The 19,489-nt window shown below is 62.6% G+C and carries 20 protein-coding genes; 13 read left to right on the forward strand and 7 right to left on the reverse strand.

What is annotated here, in order from left to right; genetic code table 11:
- On the reverse strand, positions 1–620 hold a 620-nt coding region (locus tag CKO42_RS09705), incomplete at its 3' end, for a hypothetical protein (RefSeq protein ID WP_200242890.1).
- 411 nt (positions 621–1,031) lie between these two features.
- Between CKO42_RS09705 and CKO42_RS09710 the strand changes: the two genes are divergently transcribed.
- A complete protein-coding gene (locus tag CKO42_RS09710) occupies positions 1,032–1,205 on the forward strand; it encodes a phospholipase D-like domain-containing protein (RefSeq protein WP_200242892.1) in 174 nt (57 codons plus the stop codon).
- A 91-nt stretch (positions 1,206–1,296) separates the two neighbouring features.
- On the opposite strand, the gene CKO42_RS09715 is transcribed toward CKO42_RS09710, so the two are convergent.
- Positions 1,297–2,232 carry an alpha/beta fold hydrolase gene (locus CKO42_RS09715; RefSeq protein WP_200242894.1) on the reverse strand — a complete coding sequence of 312 codons (936 nt, stop codon included), beginning with the start codon at positions 2,230–2,232 and terminating at the stop codon, positions 1,297–1,299.
- Positions 2,232–3,680 (reverse strand): pyruvate kinase, encoded by a 1,449-nt coding sequence (gene pyk, locus CKO42_RS09720; RefSeq protein WP_200242898.1) that lies wholly within the window; start codon positions 3,678–3,680, stop codon positions 2,232–2,234. Before pyk ends, CKO42_RS09715 begins: the two co-directional genes overlap by 1 nt.
- 186 nt (positions 3,681–3,866) lie before the next feature.
- Here pyk and CKO42_RS09725 point away from each other — a divergent pair, with 186 nt between their 5' ends.
- The 8 genes from CKO42_RS09725 to kdsB all read left to right on the forward strand — a co-directional run bounded on the left by CKO42_RS09725 (position 3,867) and on the right by kdsB (position 13,647).
- Entirely contained in the window at positions 3,867–5,111 is a 1,245-nt protein-coding gene (locus CKO42_RS09725; protein ID WP_200242904.1) for a lipoprotein-releasing ABC transporter permease subunit, read from the forward strand.
- A gap of 61 nt (positions 5,112–5,172) precedes the next feature.
- Positions 5,173–5,871, forward strand: a complete 699-nt coding sequence (gene lolD, locus CKO42_RS09730) for a lipoprotein-releasing ABC transporter ATP-binding protein LolD (protein WP_200243120.1) — start codon at positions 5,173–5,175, stop codon at positions 5,869–5,871.
- A gap of 22 nt (positions 5,872–5,893) precedes the next feature.
- Positions 5,894–8,428 (forward strand): DNA internalization-related competence protein ComEC/Rec2, encoded by a 2,535-nt coding sequence (locus CKO42_RS09735; protein WP_242479263.1) that lies wholly within the window; start codon positions 5,894–5,896, stop codon positions 8,426–8,428.
- A 100-nt stretch (positions 8,429–8,528) separates the two neighbouring features.
- On the forward strand, positions 8,529–9,158 hold the full coding sequence (locus CKO42_RS09740) for a MotA/TolQ/ExbB proton channel family protein (protein WP_200242910.1): 630 nt from the start codon (positions 8,529–8,531) through the stop codon (positions 9,156–9,158).
- Positions 9,155–9,769: a biopolymer transporter ExbD gene (locus tag CKO42_RS09745; protein WP_200242913.1), complete on the forward strand. Its 615-nt coding sequence runs from the start codon at positions 9,155–9,157 to the stop codon at positions 9,767–9,769. The genes CKO42_RS09740 and CKO42_RS09745 overlap by 4 nt, the downstream gene beginning before the upstream one ends.
- The gene (gene msbA / locus CKO42_RS09750) at positions 9,766–11,562 is read left to right on the forward strand and encodes a lipid A export permease/ATP-binding protein MsbA (protein ID WP_200242915.1); all 1,797 of its coding nucleotides are present in this window, start codon (positions 9,766–9,768) and stop codon (positions 11,560–11,562) included. Before CKO42_RS09745 ends, msbA begins: the two co-directional genes overlap by 4 nt.
- Position 11,563: 1 nt before the next feature.
- A complete protein-coding gene (gene lpxK, locus CKO42_RS09755) occupies positions 11,564–12,682 on the forward strand; it encodes a tetraacyldisaccharide 4'-kinase (RefSeq protein ID WP_338034890.1) in 1,119 nt (372 codons plus the stop codon).
- Between the two features lie 179 nt (positions 12,683–12,861).
- Entirely contained in the window at positions 12,862–13,647 is a 786-nt protein-coding gene (gene kdsB, locus CKO42_RS09760; RefSeq protein ID WP_200242917.1) for a 3-deoxy-manno-octulosonate cytidylyltransferase, read from the forward strand.
- Positions 13,648–13,770: 123 nt separating this feature from the next.
- On the opposite strand, the gene CKO42_RS09765 is transcribed toward kdsB, so the two are convergent.
- A complete protein-coding gene (locus tag CKO42_RS09765) occupies positions 13,771–14,061 on the reverse strand; it encodes a hypothetical protein (protein ID WP_200242919.1) in 291 nt (96 codons plus the stop codon).
- Positions 14,062–14,472: 411 nt separating this feature from the next.
- Between CKO42_RS09765 and CKO42_RS09770 the strand changes: the two genes are divergently transcribed.
- The 4 genes from CKO42_RS09770 (at position 14,473) to CKO42_RS09785 (ending at position 16,212) form a co-directional block, all read left to right on the forward strand.
- Positions 14,473–14,880, forward strand: a complete 408-nt coding sequence (locus CKO42_RS09770) for a hypothetical protein (protein WP_200242920.1) — start codon at positions 14,473–14,475, stop codon at positions 14,878–14,880.
- Positions 14,881–15,093: 213 nt separating this feature from the next.
- Complete coding sequence (locus tag CKO42_RS09775; RefSeq protein WP_200242921.1) at positions 15,094–15,366, forward strand: BrnT family toxin; 273 nt, start codon at positions 15,094–15,096, stop codon at positions 15,364–15,366.
- Between the two features lies 1 nt (position 15,367).
- Positions 15,368–15,607, forward strand: a complete 240-nt coding sequence (locus CKO42_RS09780; RefSeq protein ID WP_200242922.1) for a BrnA antitoxin family protein — start codon at positions 15,368–15,370, stop codon at positions 15,605–15,607.
- 104 nt (positions 15,608–15,711) lie between these two features.
- Entirely contained in the window at positions 15,712–16,212 is a 501-nt protein-coding gene (locus tag CKO42_RS09785; RefSeq protein WP_200242925.1) for a low molecular weight protein-tyrosine-phosphatase, read from the forward strand.
- Positions 16,213–16,356: 144 nt separating this feature from the next.
- Here CKO42_RS09785 and CKO42_RS09790 read toward each other — a convergent pair whose 3' ends face one another.
- The 3 genes from CKO42_RS09790 to CKO42_RS09800 are packed head-to-tail and all read right to left on the reverse strand — an operon-like array spanning position 16,357 to position 19,482.
- Positions 16,357–17,109 (reverse strand): DUF2334 domain-containing protein, encoded by a 753-nt coding sequence (locus CKO42_RS09790; protein WP_200242927.1) that lies wholly within the window; start codon positions 17,107–17,109, stop codon positions 16,357–16,359.
- A complete protein-coding gene (locus tag CKO42_RS09795; RefSeq protein ID WP_200242929.1) occupies positions 17,096–18,283 on the reverse strand; it encodes a glycosyltransferase in 1,188 nt (395 codons plus the stop codon). Before CKO42_RS09795 ends, CKO42_RS09790 begins: the two co-directional genes overlap by 14 nt.
- Positions 18,277–19,482, reverse strand: a complete 1,206-nt coding sequence (locus CKO42_RS09800) for a sulfotransferase (protein ID WP_200242932.1) — start codon at positions 19,480–19,482, stop codon at positions 18,277–18,279. Before CKO42_RS09800 ends, CKO42_RS09795 begins: the two co-directional genes overlap by 7 nt.
- Positions 19,483–19,489: the final 7 nt, after the last annotated feature.

Here is a 19,489-nt window from a genome sequence, read left to right on the forward strand (position 1 = left end):
CGGGTCTCGTCGTTGGTCCCGCGCAGGTTCAGTGTCAGCCCCGCGCTGCCCACAGCCTCGATGACCCCGGCATTGTCCAGCCCGATGAAATTACCACCGATGCTGCCTGACCCGCTGATGCTGTGATTGGCGCTCTGGGTCAGGGTCGAACCGGTAACACCGATAATCCGGTTGACGGTCTGATTGCTCATCTGCACCGAGCCGCTGCCGGTCAGTGTGGTATCGCCCTGGATGGATAGGCTGGTGGTGCCGCCGGTGGAAGTGATTCCAATTTCGCCGTCATTGAGGATGCTCGCCCCATGTATGCTCAGTGTTGTGGCATTGTTGATGTCGACGGCATCCCCGGTATCGATGGTCAGATTGCCTGCCGCGGAGCTCACATTCACATTGGCTACCGAGTCGGTGCCGGTCTTGCCGCCGTCGATGAGGACATCATTGGCGCTGCTGGGCACGTTGCCCGTATCCCATTGAGCCGTGTCATTCCAGTTGCCGGTGCCGCCCTGCCAAGTGGCATTCTGTGCGGCGGCTGGGACCGTTGGCGTCGCCAGTGCGGTCAGAATAGCGAGGTGAAGGGGCTTCAGGTTAGGAAGAAGTCTGTGGTCATTGCCGTCGCAAGCCATGAGCGTTCTCCGGGTCAAATTTTTAGGGGCTGACACATTGCGCTGTGCGCTTTAAGGTCAAGCGTGAAAACAACCATCGCCCGCTAAGCATTTTTTGCGCCAAAGAAATTTTATCCAAACTTTACAGCTGCTTAACAAATATAAGAGTATCGATAAAAACGGACAGCGTAAAAAATCCTGACAATTTTAGTAAAGATGACAAAAGATCGTGTAAAAAATGTTGACAATTTTAGTATGGATCTGAATGGATAGCTGCAAAAACGTAAAAATTTCTGACAGCTTTGGTCGGCTATTGCCCCATGTTCCATGGAGGTAAACATCCAGATAATCACTCAAGCCCTTGCAACTTTCGCGAACGGGTTGCCATCGGTTGGCACAGGTTGACCAATTCAGTTCGCGCAACACCTCAGGATGGCGGTCGGCGACCTTGAAAAGCGTGCGTGCCGCAGCCCGCGCCTGAGCTTCGAAATGTTTGATAAGAAGCTGGCGGGCGTGATCGAGATCCGCGCCGCCGATATGCGCGCTCGCACCTTGCCATTCCGTTTGCGTGACAGCTTCGCTCGGTTGCTGACGCCTTATCTTTGAGGGGATGCGTTGTTGTGTTCAGGCTTGCTCATCGCCATCGCCATCGCCATCGCCATAGCTTCCGCTTCTCTTGTTGCGATGAAGCGCTGTCTCAAGCGGCGGGTTTGATCAGCTCACTCAGGATCTGGCGGCTGTGGCGAAACGGCACTGAGTAATGGCCTTCGCCCGGTAGCTCGGTCAGGCTGGCGTTCGGAAGCTGCTTGGCATACCAGCGTGCGTGCTCGATGGGTACGGTGCCGTCGGCTTGGCCGTGCCAGATGCGAATCGGGAGATCGATCTGCTGGAAGGGAATGCCCCAGTCATGGGTGTAGAGGTGCAGATCCCGGCGGGCGCCGGGGGCGCCATTGCGCATCGCGTCAGCGATGGTACGGTTGAGGATCGCGGCGGTCTCGGGGTCCGCGAGTACTGCACGGTCGGCGGCTGGCGCGGCTAGGCTGCGGGTGTTCTCGACCAGGGATGGCCAATGCTCGAGCAGCATCGTGGTTGGGCCGCCGAAGACCAGGTCACCGAGCCATTGCGCCTGTTGGCCGATGCGCAGGTTCATGCGGGCTGCCCAGTGCATCTGCTCAAGCTGCTCGTCGCGGTAGATCGGCCCGAGCGGGCACACCAGGGCGCAACTCGTGATTCGTCCCTTTCGGTCTTGTGACTCCGGTTGGGCGAGCGATTGGCCGAGACGCCAAGCACACGCCAGCACATAGGGGCCACCGCCGGACACGCCGAGTAATGCGAAGCGCTTGAGGCCGAGCTGGTCTGCGATCAGCAGCACATCGTCTGGCCAGTCGCTGATGTTGCGGTCTGGGGCCTGATCACTGTCGCCATAGCCGGGGCGGTCGATGCTGATGATGCGAGCACCGACGGCGCAGGCCGCCGTATGCACAAGCCAGGCCTCGCGCCTGGAGCTCGGAAAACCATGCGCGTAGATGATCGGGGTGCCTTCGCGGTCGCCGAGCTGCGAGAAGGCGACGCGGCGGCCGGAGGCGGTGATGGCCAGCTCAAGCTGGTCGAGCGGCGGTGCGTTGGAGGGCATTACTGGCACGCAGGATTGCGCTCTGGGCTGAGCTCCATGATCTCGAGCCGATGATTGCCGCAGGGGTGCTCTTCGGATGGTCCCTGAGTCAGCAGCACCAGGCCGTCGTTGATGCCTTTGTCGGCTAGCCAGCTGCGCACGTATTCGCTCCAATCCGGCAGGTCGCTGTCGACATCGACAGCGAGCACGCCGTAGGAGAACTTGAGCGCCTGGCTGGTGCTCGGCGTTGGGCTCAGGGCGACGACCCAGCAGGGCAGACGGAAGCGGGCGATACTGCGTGCGGTATCACCGCTGCGGGTTGGCACGATGACCGCTTGCGGGGCGCTGCGCTCAACCGTGTGGTAGACACTCCGGGCGATCAGATCAACCGCCCGCAGCGGGCCACCATTGCCGTAGGCGCCAAGTGCTTGGGCGAGCAGCCGGTTATCGCGCTCTGGCTCGATGGCGGCGGCGATGGCAGCGAGCATCTCGACCGATTCGACCGGGAAGCGCCCCATCGCCGATTCGGCCGAGAGCATCACGCAGTCGGTGCCGCCGAGGATGGCATTGGCGACATCGGTGGCCTCGGCGCGCGTGGGTCGGCGCAGCGTGACCATCGACTCCAGCATCTGTGTGGCGGTGATCACCGGCTTGCCGCGCAGATTGGCCTGCTCGGTGATGCGGCGCTGGGCGACGGCGATGGTCTCGATCGGGATCTCGACGCCGAGGTCGCCGCGCGCGACCATAATGCCGTCGGCGGTGTCCAGGATCTCGTCCAGATTATCCAGCGCTGAGGCGCGCTCGATCTTAGCGATGATGAAGGGTGCATAGTCGAGCGCTTTGGCCGCGCTGCGCACGGCGTCGATGTCCGCGGCCGTGGCAACGAAGGACTGGCTCACGGCATCGAGCCGATGCTCAGCGGCAAAGCGCAGCCATTGATGGTCCTCCTCGGTGAAGGCGGAGATACCCAGATCGATGCCTGGGAGGTTCAGCCCCTTGCGTGATCTCAGCTCACCGCCGGCGCGGACGTTACAGACGACATCGGTCTCGGTCACCTCGACGGCCTTGAGCAAGATGAAGCCGTCATTGAGGAACAAGCGATCACCCGGTTTCACCGCTGCCGGCAGCCCTGGGAAGGTGACGCTGACGCGATCGGCCTGCCCAACGTTGGGCTCGGTGGTCAGCGTGAACGGCTGATCGCGGACGAGTTCGATGGGCTCATCGTCGAGATCGCCGATACGCATCTTGGGGCCGGGCAGGTCGCCCATGATCGCGACCCGACGCCCGGCATCGATGGCTGCTTCGCGGATCGTCGCGATCAGGCCGGCGTGATACGCCGGATTGCCGTGCGAGAAGTTGAGCCGGGCAACGTCAAGGCCGGCGTGGATCAGGGCACGCAGCACTTCCGGATGTTCGGAGGCTGGGCCGATGGTTGCGATGATCTTGGTCTTTCGGTTCGGGATAAGCATGGGGCGACTCGGTTACAGCATGCGACAGTCAGCCGCGGATACCGGTTAGTGTACGGGAAAGCCTTTACAGCTTTTTGGCGGTTTCGTGCCAATGCCGATCGCGAGACAGAGGGCAGGCCCCCGGTGAGGCCATCGATGCATCTTGGCGCTATCTTCAAACGCTGCATTCTGGTCTAATCCGCGCCCATGTTTCGCCCCTTCTCCCTCTTTGTCGGCCTGCGCTATACGCGCGCTCGTCGGCGCAATCATTTCATCTCGTTCATCTCGATGATCTCGATGCTTGGCATCACGCTTGGGATCATCGCGCTGATCGTCGTGCTGTCGGTCATGAACGGCTTCCATAAGGAGATCCAGGAGCGCATCCTCGGCATGGCCTCGCATGCAACCCTCTCCGACCCAAGCGGGATCAGCGACTGGCAAGGCCTCGTCGACGAACTCAGTCAGCGACCAGATGTGCTTGGCGCAGCGCCGTTCGTCGAGATCCAATCGATGCTGATGCATGCCGGTCGTACCAACGCAGCGCTGCTGCGCGGCATCTTGCCCGCTCAAGAGGATGCGGTTTCGGATCTTCGTGACGACATGATTGCGGGGTCGGTCGACTCGCTAGCGCCCGGGGCGTTCAATATCATCCTCGGCCGCGAGCTGGCAGCGGTGCTTGGGGTCGGGGTCGGGGATAAAGTCACGGTGGTCACACCGCAGCTGAACGCGACGCCGGTCGGTGTGATGCCCAGGCTCAAGGCCTTCACCGTCATCGGCCTGTTCGAGGTTGGCATGTCCGATTACGACCGCGGCGCTGGCTTCATGCACATGGAGGATGCGGCGCGGCTGATGCGCCTTGGCGATGCGGCGGAGGGCGTGCGGCTGAAGCTGACCGATATGTGGGAGGCGCCGATGATCGCGCGCGAGATCCAGTACTCGCTCGACGGGCTCTATCGCGTCTCGGACTGGACCCAGGTCCATCGCAACTTCTTTGCTGCGCTGCGTACCGAGAAGCGGATGATGTCGATCATCCTGTTCCTGATCGTTGCGGTCGCCGCCTTCAATATCGTCTCAACCCTAGTGATGGTGGTGACGGACAAGCGCGCGGACATTGCCGTGCTGCGCACGCTGGGCGCCTCACCAGGCCGCATCATGGCGATCTTTATGGTTCAGGGCACCGCGATCGGCGTCTTCGGCACCCTGATGGGCGTGGTTGGCGGCGTCTTGCTGGGCTGGAACGTGGAAGCGATCGTTGCCTCCATCGAAGGCCTGTTCGATGTCCATTTTCTCGACCCGAGCATCTATTACATCAGTGTGCTGCCATCCGATGTGCGCGCGGCAGACGTGGTCCGCATCGCCGCTGGCGCCTTCTTGATGACGGTGCTCGCGACCCTGTATCCCGCTTGGCGCGCAGCGCGGACGGACCCGGCCGAGGCGCTGCGCTATGAGTAATCAGGGCCGTAATCAGGTGACTGATCAGGGGAGTGATCAGCGGACTGATCAGGGCGCGACGATGAGCGAGCAGCGCGACCGGATGCCCGTCCTGGAGGCGCGCGGGGTCAGCAAACGCTTCCGCCAAGGACCGCTGGACGTTGAAGTCCTGCGTGGCGTCGATCTTCTCGTCCAGCCAGGGGTGCGCATGGCCATCATCGGCGCCTCAGGGTCGGGCAAGAGCACGATGCTGCATTGCCTCGGTGGGTTAGAGCAGCCGACCTCTGGCGAGGTGCTCTGGTCCGGTGAAGCGGTGATGCAGCTCTCGGAGCGGGTGCGTGGTGAGCGGCGCAATCGCCAGCTCGGCTTCGTCTATCAGTTTCATCATTTACTGCCCGAATTCACGGCGCTCGAAAATGTGGCGATGCCACTCTTGATCCGCGGCAGCGAACCGGCTGAGGCTCAGGAGCAGTCTGCGGCGATGCTCGGTCGCGTTGGGCTGAGCCATCGGGAGGAGCACAAGCCGTCTGAGCTTTCCGGCGGTGAGCGCCAGCGCGCCGCCATTGCCCGAGCGTTGGTGACCCGCCCGGCCTGTGTGCTCGCCGACGAGCCGACCGGGAATCTCGATCGGCATACGGCCGAGGGTGTCTACGATCTGATGCTGGAGCTGAATGCCGAGATCGGCACCAGTATCGTCATCGTGACCCATGATCCGGCCCTTGCTGGGCGTACTGATCAGGTCTGGCGCTTGGACGAGGGCAGATTGGTCAAGACCGCGTAGCGGGCACGTCGCCGTATCCGTGATGCGCGACCGTCTGGCAGCTGAGCGGCATTGCGGGCTGACCGCGATCGGCCTTGGCTTTGCACTGGGCGCCGGTGGTTATTTCATCGCCGCTGATCCACCCGCGGATCTCGCGGTCGTTGGGCTGCTCCTCCTGGCCATCATCGGCTGCCTGTTGCAGCGGATCAGCTGGCCTCTCGCCGCCCTCGTCCTCGGCTTCTGTTGGTCGCACCTCTGGGCCTGCGCGCTGCTGTGCAATCCGTTTCCAGACGCCCTGGCCCAGCAAGATGTGACCATCGTGGGTCGCATCGCTTCACTACCGGATGTAACGGCTGAGCGGTCGCGCTTTCTGTTCGATGTCGAGCGCCTGTCCGACGCCGGTGCGTCGAGCGATTTCGATGGTCGCGTCAGGCTGTCTTGGTACAAAGATGCGCCGCACCTCAAGGTCGGCGAGCGTTGGCGGTTCAAGGTCCGGCTGAAGACGCCGCACGGGTTCATGAATCCTGGTGGCTTCGATTACGAACGCTGGCTGTTCCGGCAGCAGGTCAAGGCGACGGGCTATGTGCGGACGCAGGTTGCACCACAAAGGCTCGATGCGGGGGCAGGGCGGTACTGGCTCGATCGTTGGCGTCAGGGACTGCGTGAGCGTCTGCTTGAGGCGCTCCCGACGGGCGTCGGCTCGGCGCTGGTTCCGGCCCTGGTGATCGGCGATCGCGGTGCCTTGACGCCCGCGCAATGGTCGGTCTTCTCGCGCACCGGGACTTCGCATCTGATCGCGATCTCGGGGCTTCATGTTGGGCTCGTCTCCGCGGCCCTGTTTGTGTTGGTTCGGCGCCTTTGGGTGTGGGCTCCAGGCTTGGCACTGCGCGTTGCGGCCCCGCGCGCGGCGGCGGTGGCTGCACTGCTCGCAGCGCTTGTCTATGCCGCCTTGGCCGGTTTCTCGGTCTCGACGCAGCGGGCATTGATGATGCTCGCGGTGGTCTTGCTAGCGATTGTCGCCGGCCGAACGCTGCGCGCCTCGAGTGCATTGTCGCTGGCGTTGGCGGCAGTGCTGTTGGTCGATCCGGCGGCGGTCTTGGATTACGGCTTCTGGCTCTCGTTCGGTGCGGTTGCGGTGCTGCTCTATGCGCTCGGCTGGCGGCTTGGCCCACCAGGTTGGATCGCGCGTTGGGGCGCGGCTCAGTGGGCCGTGGCGCTCGGTCTGCTGCCGTTGCTGATCGCGTTCTTCGGCCGTGCGTCCGTAATTGCGCCGCTCGTGAATCTGATCGCCGTGCCGCTGTTCGGGCTCTTGCTGCCGATCATCCTCGTCGCCAGTCTCGCCTTCCTGCTCACCGGCTGGGCGCTGCCGCTGCTCGCCGTCGACTGGCTCTTGGACCAGGGCTACAGCCTGCTCGCTGCTGCTGCCTCGCTGCCCTGGGCCAGTGTGTCGCTCGGCGGCCGGCCCGACTGGGTCTGGCTCATCGCAGGGCTTGGTGCGCTGCTCCTGCTTGCGCCGCGTGGGCTGCCCGGGCGTTGGCTTGGGGCGGTGCTGCTGTTGCCGTTGTGGCTGCTGCGGCCGCCAACGCCGGCGCCAGGCTCGCTCGAGGTCACGCTGCTTGACGTTGGGCAAGGGCTCGCCGCGGTGATTCGGACCCAGCGCCATACGCTGGTCTACGATACCGGCCCCGGCTTTCGCAGCGGCTTCAACACCGGTGAGGCGGTGATCGCGCCCTACCTCCAGCACCTGGGCATCAACACCCTTGATCTGCTGATGGTCTCGCATGCGGATCAGGACCATGCAGGCGGCGTGCAGGGACTGCTGGCCTCGGTTGAGGCTCGACGCATTCTCAGTGGCGAGCCGGACGAGATTGAACGGATGTTGGAAGGCAAGCCTTCCGCTGTAAGCGTCACAAAGCCGCCCATTAAGCCGTCCGTTGAGCCGTCCATTAAGCCGTCCGTTGAACAATCCGTTGAACAATCCGCTGAGCAGTCCATCGAGCAATCCATCGAGCAGCAACGACAGCAAGCAGCTGGTCATGCTCTTGGCCGCGAAGGCGGGCGCGTTGAGACCTGTCGGCGCGGACAGCAATGGCATTGGGACGGGGTCGATTTCGCGGTCCTGCATCCCACGGACCTGGTCGAGGACGGTAATAACAGCTCCTGTGTGCTGCGCATTGTGGTCGGCGAGACCGCGCTGCTCTGGCCGGGTGATGCCGAGGCCTCGGTTGAGCGGCGTCTGCTCCAGCAGGCGGCGGGCGCTTTGCCAGCCGAGGTGCTGATCGCTGCACATCACGGAAGTGCGAGCTCGACGACGCAGTCCTTCTTGAGCGCGGTATCGCCGCGGTTGGTGCTGTTCTCCATGGGCTGGAAGAATCGCTTTGGCTTTCCCGCTGAGTCGGTTCGCGAGCGCGTGATCGCGTCCGGCGCGGCGAGCCTGGACACCGCGAGCTCCGGTGCGATCGAGCTGTCTGTTGACCCGGAGGGCGAACTGCGTGTCGCGCCTGCCTATCGTGAGCGCGTAAATCGGCTTTGGCGCCACCATCCGGCGCCGGCAGTCCCAGCCGGTGGCCGGCCCTAGGGATCGCCGGTCGAGTACAAGCTCGGCCTGATGGTTTTGCAGTGCGTTATGATTGCGGCCCTGATCTGTTGGCTCACTTGCGTCCCGAGGTAACTCCCTAGTGCTCGATCTGATGAAGGCCGGCGGCTGGCTGATGGTGCCGATCCTGCTGTGCTCGGTTGTCGCAATGGCCATCGTGATCGAGCGTTTCTGGGCCTTGCGGCGCAAACGCATCATGCCGGATGGGCTGGTGATGCAGATCTGGGAGCTGCAACGCAGCGATCAGCTTGACGATCAACGCATCGATCAGATTCGACAGGGCTCGGCGCTCGGTCGGATGCTCGCCGCTGGGCTGGTGAACCGGTTTCACGCGCGCGAGGTGATGAAGGAGGCTATTCAGGACACTGGCCGTCACGTCGTCTCTGGGATGGAGCGCTACCTGAGTACGCTTGGCACTATCGCCGCAGTGACGCCATTGCTTGGGCTCCTCGGCACCGTGATCGGCATGATCGACGTGTTTGCGGTGATCATGGACGCTGGCGTTGGCGACCCTGGCGTGCTCGCCGGCGGTATTTCACAGGCGCTGATCACCACCGCCGCGGGGCTGTCGATTGCGATCCCGGCGCTGATGTTCCATCGCTATTTTCTCAGCCGGGTGGATAAGCTGGTGGTCGGCATGGAAGAGCAAGCGTTGCGGCTGATCGAGGTGATGCAAGGCGAGCGCGAGGCCGCGGACGGAGAGACGCCTTGAACCTGCGCCCACATCGCCCCGAAGTGCCCGAGATCAACCTGACACCGTTGATCGACGTCGTCTTCTTGCTGCTGATCTTCTTCATGGTGACGACCAGCTTCCGCGACGAGGGACGGTTGCGGCTGCAACTGCCGGAGGCCGATGCCGAGCCGGTGCCGGCCGAGGAGATCGCGCTGGTCGAGGTGATGGTCGACCGCGCGGGTCGCTTCTACGTCAACGCACAAATGGTCAACGGGACCGATCTCGAGACCCTGAAGCAGGCCTTGATCGGCGCGGTCGGCGCCGAGCGCGAGCTGCCGGTCCTGATCAAGGCCGATGCCAAGGCCGAGCATCAGGCGGTGATGCAGGTGCTCGATGCGGCCGGCCAGCTCGGGCTGAGCCAGGTGGCGTTCGCGGCCAGCCAGAGCCCGCGCCAGACCATGAGTTCGGCGTCGAGCGCAGTGCCCGGACTCGCGTCGAAACAGCCGCTCGACCAGGCGTCAGACCAGGCGTCAGACCAGATGTCAGACCAGATGTCAGACCAGATGTCAGACCAGGAGCCAGCGGAACAGGCATCAGCGGAACAGGAACCGGCGGAACAGCCGAGTGCAGTGCAGGAGATCGAGCGATGACCTCGCCAGCGGCGCCTGGGGCCCTGTTTAGCGCGCAAGGAGAGGCCACCGCCCGCGAGGTCTATCGACGCCTGTTGGGCTATGTCCGCCCGTACTGGAAGATGTTCGCGATCTCGATCGCCGGCATGCTGGTGTTCGGGCTCACCGAGCCGCTATTTGCGGCCATGATCAAGCCGCTGCTCGATGGCAGCTTTGTCGAGCGCGACCCGAACGTGGTGCGCCTGATGCCGTTCGTGCTGGTTGGTATCTTCTTGGTGCGCGGCATTGCCGGCTTTATCAATACCTACTGTCTCAAATGGGTTGGGCGTCGCGTGGTGGCGGATCTCCGCCAGCAGATGTTCGATCATCTGCTGCGGGCTCCGGCGCGCTATTACGATCACCATAGTTCTGGCCAGATCGTTGCCAAGTTCACCTTCAACGTCGAGAACGTCGCCACCGCCTCGACCTCGGCGCTGACAACACTGGTGCGCGATGGCTTCACGGCGCTAGTGCTGATCCTCTACATGCTTTACATCGACGCGGCGCTTTCCGCGATCTTCCTCCTGGTGGCACCGGCGATGGTGCTGGCGATCAAGTATGCGACCAAGCGTTTCCGCCGCTACGGCAAGCGCGTCCAGGAGCGCATGGGCTCGCTTTCGCATGCGGCACAGGAGGTGATCGAGGCGCATCGGGTGGTCAAGGCCTTCGGCGGCGAGGACTACGAGACCCGGCGTTTCGCGACAGTCAACGAGAAGACGCGCTCGCTGCAGATGAAGATCGTCGCCACCGACTCGATCAGCGTGCCACTGGTGCAGCTGATCGCGGCGATCGCGATCGCGATCATCGTCTATCTCTCCACCCTTCAGGGCCTGCGTGCCGATATTACCGTCGGTACCTTCATGTCGTTCATCGTCGCCATGGGCCTGCTGCTGCCCCCGGTGAAGCGTCTGACCTCGGTGAACTCGCAGCTGCAGCGCGGCATTGTCGCTGCCGAGAGCCTCTTCGAGCTGATCGATAGCGAGGTCGAGACCGACACTGGCCATCAGGTGATGACCCGTGCTCAGGGGCGGGTCGAATACCGCGATGTGACCCAGGTTTACGACCCGGAGAAGGGCCCCGTGCTCGAGGAGTTGAACCTGCTCATCGAGCCCGGGCGCAGCGTTGCGCTGGTTGGGCGCTCTGGCAGCGGTAAGTCGACCATCGCCAGCCTCTTACCGCGCTTCTACGATCCGACTCAGGGGCAGATCCTGATCGATGGGGTCGATACCCGCGAGTTGACCTTGGCCAGCCTGCGCGCGCAGATCTCGCTCGTCACTCAAGACGTGGTGCTGTTCAACGATACCCTGGCGAACAACATCGCCTATGGGTTGAAAGGTGGCGCGCGCCGGGCCGAGATTGAGCGCGTGGCCGAGGCTGCGCATGCCACTGACTTCATCAATGCGTTGCCTGCGGGGCTGGATACCCTGGTCGGCGATCGCGGCATCCTGCTCTCGGGCGGTCAGCGCCAGCGCGTCGCGATCGCCCGCGCGATGCTCAAGGATGCCCCCATCCTGGTCTTGGATGAGGCAACCTCGGCGCTGGATACCGAGGCCGAGCGTCATATCCAGGCGGCGCTGGCGGCGCTGATGCAGCATCGCACGACCCTGGTGATCGCGCATCGGTTGTCGACCATTGAGCACGTCGATGAGATCCTGGTGTTGGACGCCGGCCGTATCGTCGAGCGCGGCACCCACGCTGATCTGATCGCCCGCGGCGGCTACTATGCGCGTCTGCATCGGCTGCAGTTCGCCGATGCCGGGATCGGGCTGAGCTAGGGTGGCCGCGACAGATCGTCGGCCCAGCCACATTCCTGTCAGTGAGCGCCGAGACCGCTTCAAGCACAGGCTGAAACCTTGGCTGGATGTGCTTCCGGAGCGCGTTTGGTATCAGGGACACTGGCTCGGCATCTTGCTGGCACCGCTCGGCTGGCTCTACTGTGGTGTTGCGCAATGGCGCCGCTGGCTCTATCAGCGCGGCTGGCTAGCGTCCTATTCGGCGCCAGTGCCGGTGATCGTGGTCGGCAATCTCACGGTCGGCGGGACCGGAAAGACACCCTTGGTGCTCTGGCTGGCGGGGTATCTCACCGAGCGCGGCTATCGGCCTGGCATTGCCCTGCGGGGCTATGGCCGGAAGCGGTTCGAGGCCGATGCAAATCGAGAACAACCTCGTCAGGTGCCGGCTGACGGCGATGCAAGCCAGTTTGGTGACGAGGCGTTGCTGCTGGCCCAGCGCGCGGGCTGCCCAGTGATGGTGTGCCGCGATCGCGTGGCGGCGGCACATGACCTTGCTGAGCAGTGCGGTTGCGATCTGGTGATCACCGACGACGGGCTACAGCATGACCGGCTGAGGCGGCAGCTCGAGATCCTCGTCGTCGATGGCGAGCGCGGTTTTGGCAATCGTCGTTGCCTGCCGGCCGGGCCGTTACGCGAGCCGGTTGGCCGGCGACGCCAAGTCGATCTGGTGATCGAGAATGGCGGCGGTTCGCTGGATGCGTTTCAGATGCGACTGGAGCCCGCTGATGCCGTGAACCTGGTTGATCCGTCTCGCCGGCGTCCTTTGGCGGATTTTGCAGGGCAGCCAGTCACAGCAGTCGCTGGGATCGGCAATCCGCAGCGCTTCTTCACGATGTTACATGGACTTGGCTTAACGGTCGCGTCGCTGACCTATCCGGATCATTATCGGTACACTGCCGACGATCTGCGCAACTGGCCCGATGGACCGGTGCTGATGACCGAGAAGGATGCCGTCAAATGCCGCACCTTCGCCGGGCCGGCGCATTGGTCTGTGCCGGTAACAGCCGTCCTCGAGCCGCGCTTCATCAGGGCATTGGACAGAGCGCTGGAGCACATTCAAGCACAGGCGCCCATCAAGCTCAGCGGGACACAGGAGCCATAAACCTATAAACCGCAGATTTGCGCAGAGTAAATATTAAAAAACAAGGCTCTAGCAGGTTCGGCAAAGCCACCCAACAGGTGAAGCAGTGATGAGTAACAGGGTACTGCAATCTCTGCGTTAATCTGCGGTTCAAATGCTCTTTTTAAGATAAACACTGGGGAGCCAGGAATACTGGAGCCATGAGTAGAGACACTGTCGAACAGCCTTTTCGCGTGGTGATTCCCGCGCGCTTCGGCGCTACCCGTCTGCCGGGTAAGCCGCTGATCGAGATCGGCGGGCGACCTCTGATCGCTTGGGTGTGGGAGCGCGCCTGCGCCAGTTCGGCCACCGAGGTGCTGATCGCGACCGATCATCCTCGCATCGCCGAGGCCTGTAGTGCGTTCGGCGCCGAGGTGGTGATGACGCGCGCTGACCATCGCAGCGGCTCGGAGCGCATCGCCGAGGTTGCTGAGATTCGGGGTTGGGACGCAGTGGACATCGTTGTCAACCTGCAGGGCGATGAGCCGGGCATCTCGCCGGTACTGATCGATCAGGTCGCGCGTGGGTTGGCCCATCATCCCGACGCTGGCCTCTCGACTCTGGCTTGCCGCATCGAGGATGCTGCCTCGCTGTTCGATCCGCACATCGTCAAGGTGCTTACCGATTGCAACGGCTATGCGCTGTACTTCACCCGCGCCCCGGTGCCTTGGCATCGCGACGAATTTCTCCGCGATCAGACTCGGCTGCCGCCCGGAGTGCCTTTCCTGCGCCACATCGGGCTTTACGCCTACCATGCAGGCTTCCTAGCGCGCTACGTCAGCTGGCCCGCGTCACCGCTGGAGCAGGCCGAATCCCTGGAACAGCTGCGGGTGCTCTGGCATGGTGGGCGCATCCATGTGTCGGAGGCCAAAACCTTGCCGGGTCCGGGCGTTGACACCCCCGATGATGTCAAACGCGTGGCGCGCTGGCTGGGTGTGAACGAGTAGCACCTCGTCGTGGGCCGGAGCAAGAGTGATGTCGGGAGGGAGAGGGCAGGTCAAGCCCTCACCGGATGCCTGAGATGCCCTTGAGCCTGGAGTGACTGGAGTGTCTAGACCGTGACAGGGTCTCTAGCGCGCAGCCTCGGTCTCCAGCCCATCGAGCAGATGCATCAGCTCCTCTGAAAACTCGCCCCGCGGACCTTGGATTGGGACCTCGATGTGCTCGTTAGCACGGAACACGGCCTGGCCGAACTGGTCGGCCTGGATCGGAGGGACCGCGTCAAAGGCCTCGAGAACCAGATGACCCTGCTCGTCGTCGCTCCCGCCAAGGATCTCGACGATTCGGCAGTCGCGGCCAAAATAGCAGCAGTTGCGCCCAATCAGTGAGCGCAGGCGTTGGGTGAAGGCATCGTCGGTCATCAGTGGTCTCGAGCATGAATCCTGAGTCGTCAACAAGACAGGATATGGATGCTTTAGCGGACAAAAAAATGCCCCGCGAAGTCGCGGGGCAATTCACCACTGAGGAGGTCAGAGGACGGAAATGGCAGAGAGGGAGGTTTCCGCCTCACTGAAGTTTATGCAGCATCAGTGCCAATATCTGGTATTAGCATGCGAATGCAGAAATTTCGTCGATCGTGCGGCCTGATACAGGGAGCGATCATGCCAAACGTTATCCAAAACCACGGAAACAACGGGGTACGAGTGGGTAAGAATTGGATCAAGCGACCCTATTTCTGCACCATCGCAGTGCGAGCGATGCCTCCAGGCTGCCAGACCGCTCTCGGTGTCCGAGATCAAAGATCCCGCACCAGATCCCGCACCATCGGCCTGTTGCTGCTGATCTTGGCTGCTCAAGGATCGCCAGTCGCGGCGCAGGTTTCATCCGGTGCTGCCAGCGCCTTGGGCGCGACGCAGGAACGCCGGAATGCGCGCGGCTGGATCGAATTGGAGCAGGATCAGCGAGCGTATCGGAATCGCGTCGCGCCGCTCGATCTCAAGCAACAACGGCAGCTGGAAGTCATCGAGCGCTCACAACAACTGGATCTCCGTGCGCTACAACAACGCAACGCGCGTGCGATCGACCGCGCCGAGCACCAGCAGCGCATCGCGCCGCAAACAAACCTAGGCGCTGACAGCGTGCCAGCACGAGACGCCGCCGCGGATATTCGTCGCCGCGCCGAACGGCATCGCTTCAATCTTCGCAGTCAGCAAGAAGGGCTCCCATTTCGGCGCCGCTGATGAGGGAATAGGGTAACAAGTCGATGAATCACCTTCCTAATAGCCGCGTCAGGGTGCTCTTCGTCTGTCTGGGTAGCAGACGAAGAGCCAGCAACGGCGAGGCTTAGCGGCGGTTTTCCAAAACTTATCCAACATTTGGCGACTGCGCAGCGGCAAATGTTCGTCTGAGCAATCAGTCTTGACTGAAGCAATGGCTGTATATACATTTAAGCCATGATCACTTGGGACGAACACAAGCGCCACGCCAACCTTGCCAAGCATGGTCTGGACTTCGTGGGCGCCGAGGTCATCTTCGACGATTTCATGCTGGTCTTCGAGGATGACCGAGAAGCCTACGGCGAGGCGCGGTACTTCGCCCTTGGGGTCAAGTCGGGTCGCGTCGTCGCGCTGGTCTACACCGAGCGTGGCGAGCGGGTACGTTTGATTTCTTTGCGAAAGGCCACTCATCGTGAACAAGCACGTTACTTCAAAGAGCGCGGAGTCTGATTTGACAGACTGGGCGCGCGTCGATGCCATGGGCGATGACGACATCGATCTGTCGGACAACCCGGAATGGACCGAGGAGCAATTTGCCAAGGCACGCCATCGCGGACCGCAGAAAGCGCCATTGAAGCAACCAATCTCCATTCGCCTCTCGCCCGAAGTCATCGAGCACTTCAAGGCCGGTGGACCTGGCTGGCAGACACGCATCGATGCAGTGTTGCGCGAGTACCTGGCGTCTCGGTAGCGCATCGCCACGTCCAAAACTGCGCCGTATCTATTTGATTCTACTTTCGCTCAAGGCGCTATCATTTCCCTTATTCCTGTTTAGATATTCATCATAAAACCGTTATGAATCAAACGCGTATCCGTGTTCTTTTTTGCTGCATGGGCAATATCTGTCGATCGCCAACAGCGCAAGGGGTGTTCACCAAGCTGGTGATCGAGGAGGGCTTGTCAGATCGGATCGAGATCGACTCGGCAGGGACACACGCCTATCACGTTGGCGAGCCGCCAGACCCGCGCGCACGAGAGACCGCACGGCGGCGCGGGATCGATCTTTCGCGGCAGCGCGCACGACGCGCGTTGGCCGAGGACTTTGAGCGGTTCGACTATGTGCTGGCGATGGACGAGGACAATCACCGCAACTTGTCAGCACTTTGTCCTCCAGGTTTCGAGGAGCGGCTGCGATTGTTCATGGACTTCGCGCCACAGCTGGGCCGACGCGAGGTGCCAGACCCTTACTACGGCGGAACCAATGGCTTCGACGCCGTGTTCGATATGGTCGACGAGGCCGCGCGGGGGTTGCTGGAGGCGATTCGCCGCGAGCGGATCGAGTCTGTGCAGGATTAGACAGGTTGTCCATCAACCGCTTCCCGATGTGAGCACCGATGTGGGCACTGCTTCAGGACGATGATCGGGAGGTGGCACCTGGACAGCGACTTAGGCCATCTTGGTGGTTGGCGGCGCTGGCAACGGCGGCCTTTGCTGGTTGATCTAGCCAGTGGCGCCGAGCAGGCTGTCGTAATCGACGGGCCTGATCGATCGCGACAGGTCGCGCTTGAGCGCATCGGCCAGCCCAAGCTCGAGATCGCGTGGGTGGATGCCGATGCGGATGGGCAGACCTTGGCGTTGGGCATTGTGCCAGTTCCATCGATTCCAGAGTCGCAACACCGGGACGCGCAGCGCGCTGTCTGCCTCGTAGCCGGTGAGTGGCAGAGGGTGCGTCCGTTCGGCAGCGCAGTCGATGACGGCATCGAAGCGTTCGTAAAGGGAAAACGGACAGGCCTCGCGCAGGCGCGGGATCGAGATGCTGCCCATGGCCCAGGCCGGCGGAACATAGAGCGTTGGCGGTGTGAGACCCTGCTCGCTAAACCAGGCGTGGCAGCGATTGATCAGGGCAATAATCCCAGCCTCATCCAGTGCCAGATGCTCCGCGACCCGGCGCGACAGAAACAGACTGTGCAGGCGGTGGTAGAGCCCGCCGATACGCTCGGCCTGGTGGTGCCAGCCATGGCCGGCTAGACGGTAGCCATCGCGCTCTAGGCTGCGCAGCGTTTCGATGCCGCTGCGGCTCCAGTTGCGTCCAGGCACGACGAGCAAGGTGACGGGTGTCAGCCGATGCTGTTCGAGCTGCTTCAGTGTCTGATGCACGGCCGGCATGGTCTCAGGCATCAGGTCGTGGACAGAGATCAACGCCTTTGGCAGGGTCGCCTCCGTCGCTAGGGACAGCTGCTCAATCGGCTTCATACTGTTCGAGGCCTTGTGGGTCTTGGTCGCGCAGCACCGAGACCCAGTGGCGTAGATTGCGATCGTTGATCTCTCGCGCCGCCTCACGTCCGAGCGAGGCCTTGCGTTCGAGAATACCTTGATCCAGCGCGCAAACGCGCATCAATGTGCTGGAAAGCGTCTCATCGTCGCGCATCTGAAACAGGGCGCGATTGAGATGGTCCCAGCTCAGGATGCCGCACTGTGAGGAGACCACCACTAAGCGACCGCGGGCCATGGCCTCGAGGGCAATGGTCCCAAAGGATTCGATCGTCGAGGGCAGCACCAGGAGGTCGGCGCGATCGATCAGAGGCAGGATCTCTTGGCGTCGGACCCAACCAACGTACTCGAGGTTCGACAGGCGGGCGGCCTCGTGTTGGACCCAATCGCGCAACGGACCATCTCCGGCGATCTGGAACTGCAGTTGCGGCAGGGCCTGAGCCGCCTCGACCACGGCGCCTAGATTTTTTTCCGGCGCGAGCCGACCAGCGAAGAGTACCTGCTTGATCTGGGGCCGCAGCGGATTGACCGGCACATCGAGGAAGTGCTTCGGGATCGGGGTGCCCATCAGGCCGACCTTTGAGGCCCCGATTGATCGGGCAACATCAAGCATCTCATCAGAATTGGCCAGCACCAGATGGCTGGCCTTAAACAGGGCGCGATGGCAGGTGTTGAGGTAGGTCTGGGCGAGCACACCGAACAGCCGCCAGTGATTGTTGAGCGCAGCAAGGCGTTCGAAATGGGTATGAAAACCCACCACCAGCCGAGCGCCATAGCGGCGCGCCAAGATCAAGCCGAGCATGCCATAGGGGCCGGGGGTGGCGATGATAATGGCGTTGGGATCGAGCCGCTTGAGCCGTCGGCTGATGAGCCTCGGCTGCGGGATGAGAAAACGCTGCGTTGGATCACCCGGCATGGGCATGGCCAAGCCACCGTACCAGCGACCGGTGCGAAAGCGTGGTGAGATCAACTCGACCTTGGCGCCAACCGCCTTTAGGTGCTCGGCCAAGTCTCGATAATAGGTGCCGACGCCGTTACGCTCGGGCGCTGCGTCGGAGATGATCGCCACCCTGAGCCCCCTGGCGTCGGCGGCGGCTCGTGCCTGATCGGTTTCGATGGCCGATGCTGGCGCAGGCGGCTGAGAGGAGTTCAGCATGACGCGGACCGGGTCTCTAGCACAGCAGGTTGCGCAGCGGCTACCGGCGCGAGCACCGGATGACGATAAGCGGCGGCGAAGCGCTCTGAGACGGTTGCCGGGGTGAGGCCGAACTGCTCGAGGCTGTAATGATGGCTGCTCTTGTAGCTCCGAGCCTGGCCGTCTTCGTGCTCGAGCACTTGCGCGAAGTCGGCCGACACGGGCAGCCCCAAGCGGTTGTAGACCGCCTTTAACGTCACGCCAAGCCCACCGCGCAAGTCTTGCATGCCAAGCGCTGCATGCTGCGACTCGGGAAGCTGTTCGCGCAGTCGGCCAAGATTCTCGTAGTAAAACGCAAGCTGAGCGGTGAGTCGCCGGCGCACCGGCTCGCTGTCTGCCGGCACGCCAAAGAAGGCCAGTCCTGGGCCAATCGAGCTGAGCTGAGAAGGTACGGTCTCGAGCGGATCGCGCAGGCTAACAATGAAGCGGGCGTCTGGGAAGCGCTGCGCGAGACTCTGTGCCAAGGGCGCAAAGGCCGCGTTCTTCGACAACAGGCACTTTTCGGTACCGTGCACATACAGATGGCGCTTGAGACAGGCCTCATAGAAATCGAGCAGGCGCTGGCGCTCGGCCGGCTCGAGATCGGCATCGAAGCGACCGACGCGCCAGATGTGCTCGAAGTTGGGGAAGGGCAGCGCGAGGATGAAGCAGGAGAGGACCGGCATCAGCGCGAAGTAGTCCTCTTCCGGGGTCGTTAGCCCCATCGGGTGGACATCATCGAGCCCGGAGAAGACCCGTCGCTCGATTCTGCGCAGCAGACGTGCCATTGGGGCGCCAACGGCCCGATCGGCTCGCGCAAGCCCGAGGAAGAACAGGCGCTGAGTGACCGATGGCGCGAACAGGCATTCCCAGGTGCGGAATGTGGTGAACTGCTCATCCTGGGCCAGCACCTGGTGCAGACGCGTCGTGCCACTGCGCGGGACGCCGAGTACGAAGACCGGTGCCTCGACCTGCACTCGGCGCCAGCCGCGGAAGAACAGATCATCCAGCAAGAAACCGAGCCAGTGAAGCGCCTGACCGAGCGCAAAGACAGGCAGGAAGCCGAGCATGATCAAGATCCGCCGTGGCCGCAATGCTGCGCGGCCGTCCGGAGAGGTCGTCAGACTCGAGGCAACCAGACCGGCGAATCGCTTGGCTGAGATCAGGAAGAGCTCAAACATGACAACC

The sequence above is a fragment of the Lamprobacter modestohalophilus genome (assembly GCF_016583905.1).
Lineage (GTDB): Bacteria > Pseudomonadota > Gammaproteobacteria > Chromatiales > Chromatiaceae > Lamprobacter > Lamprobacter modestohalophilus.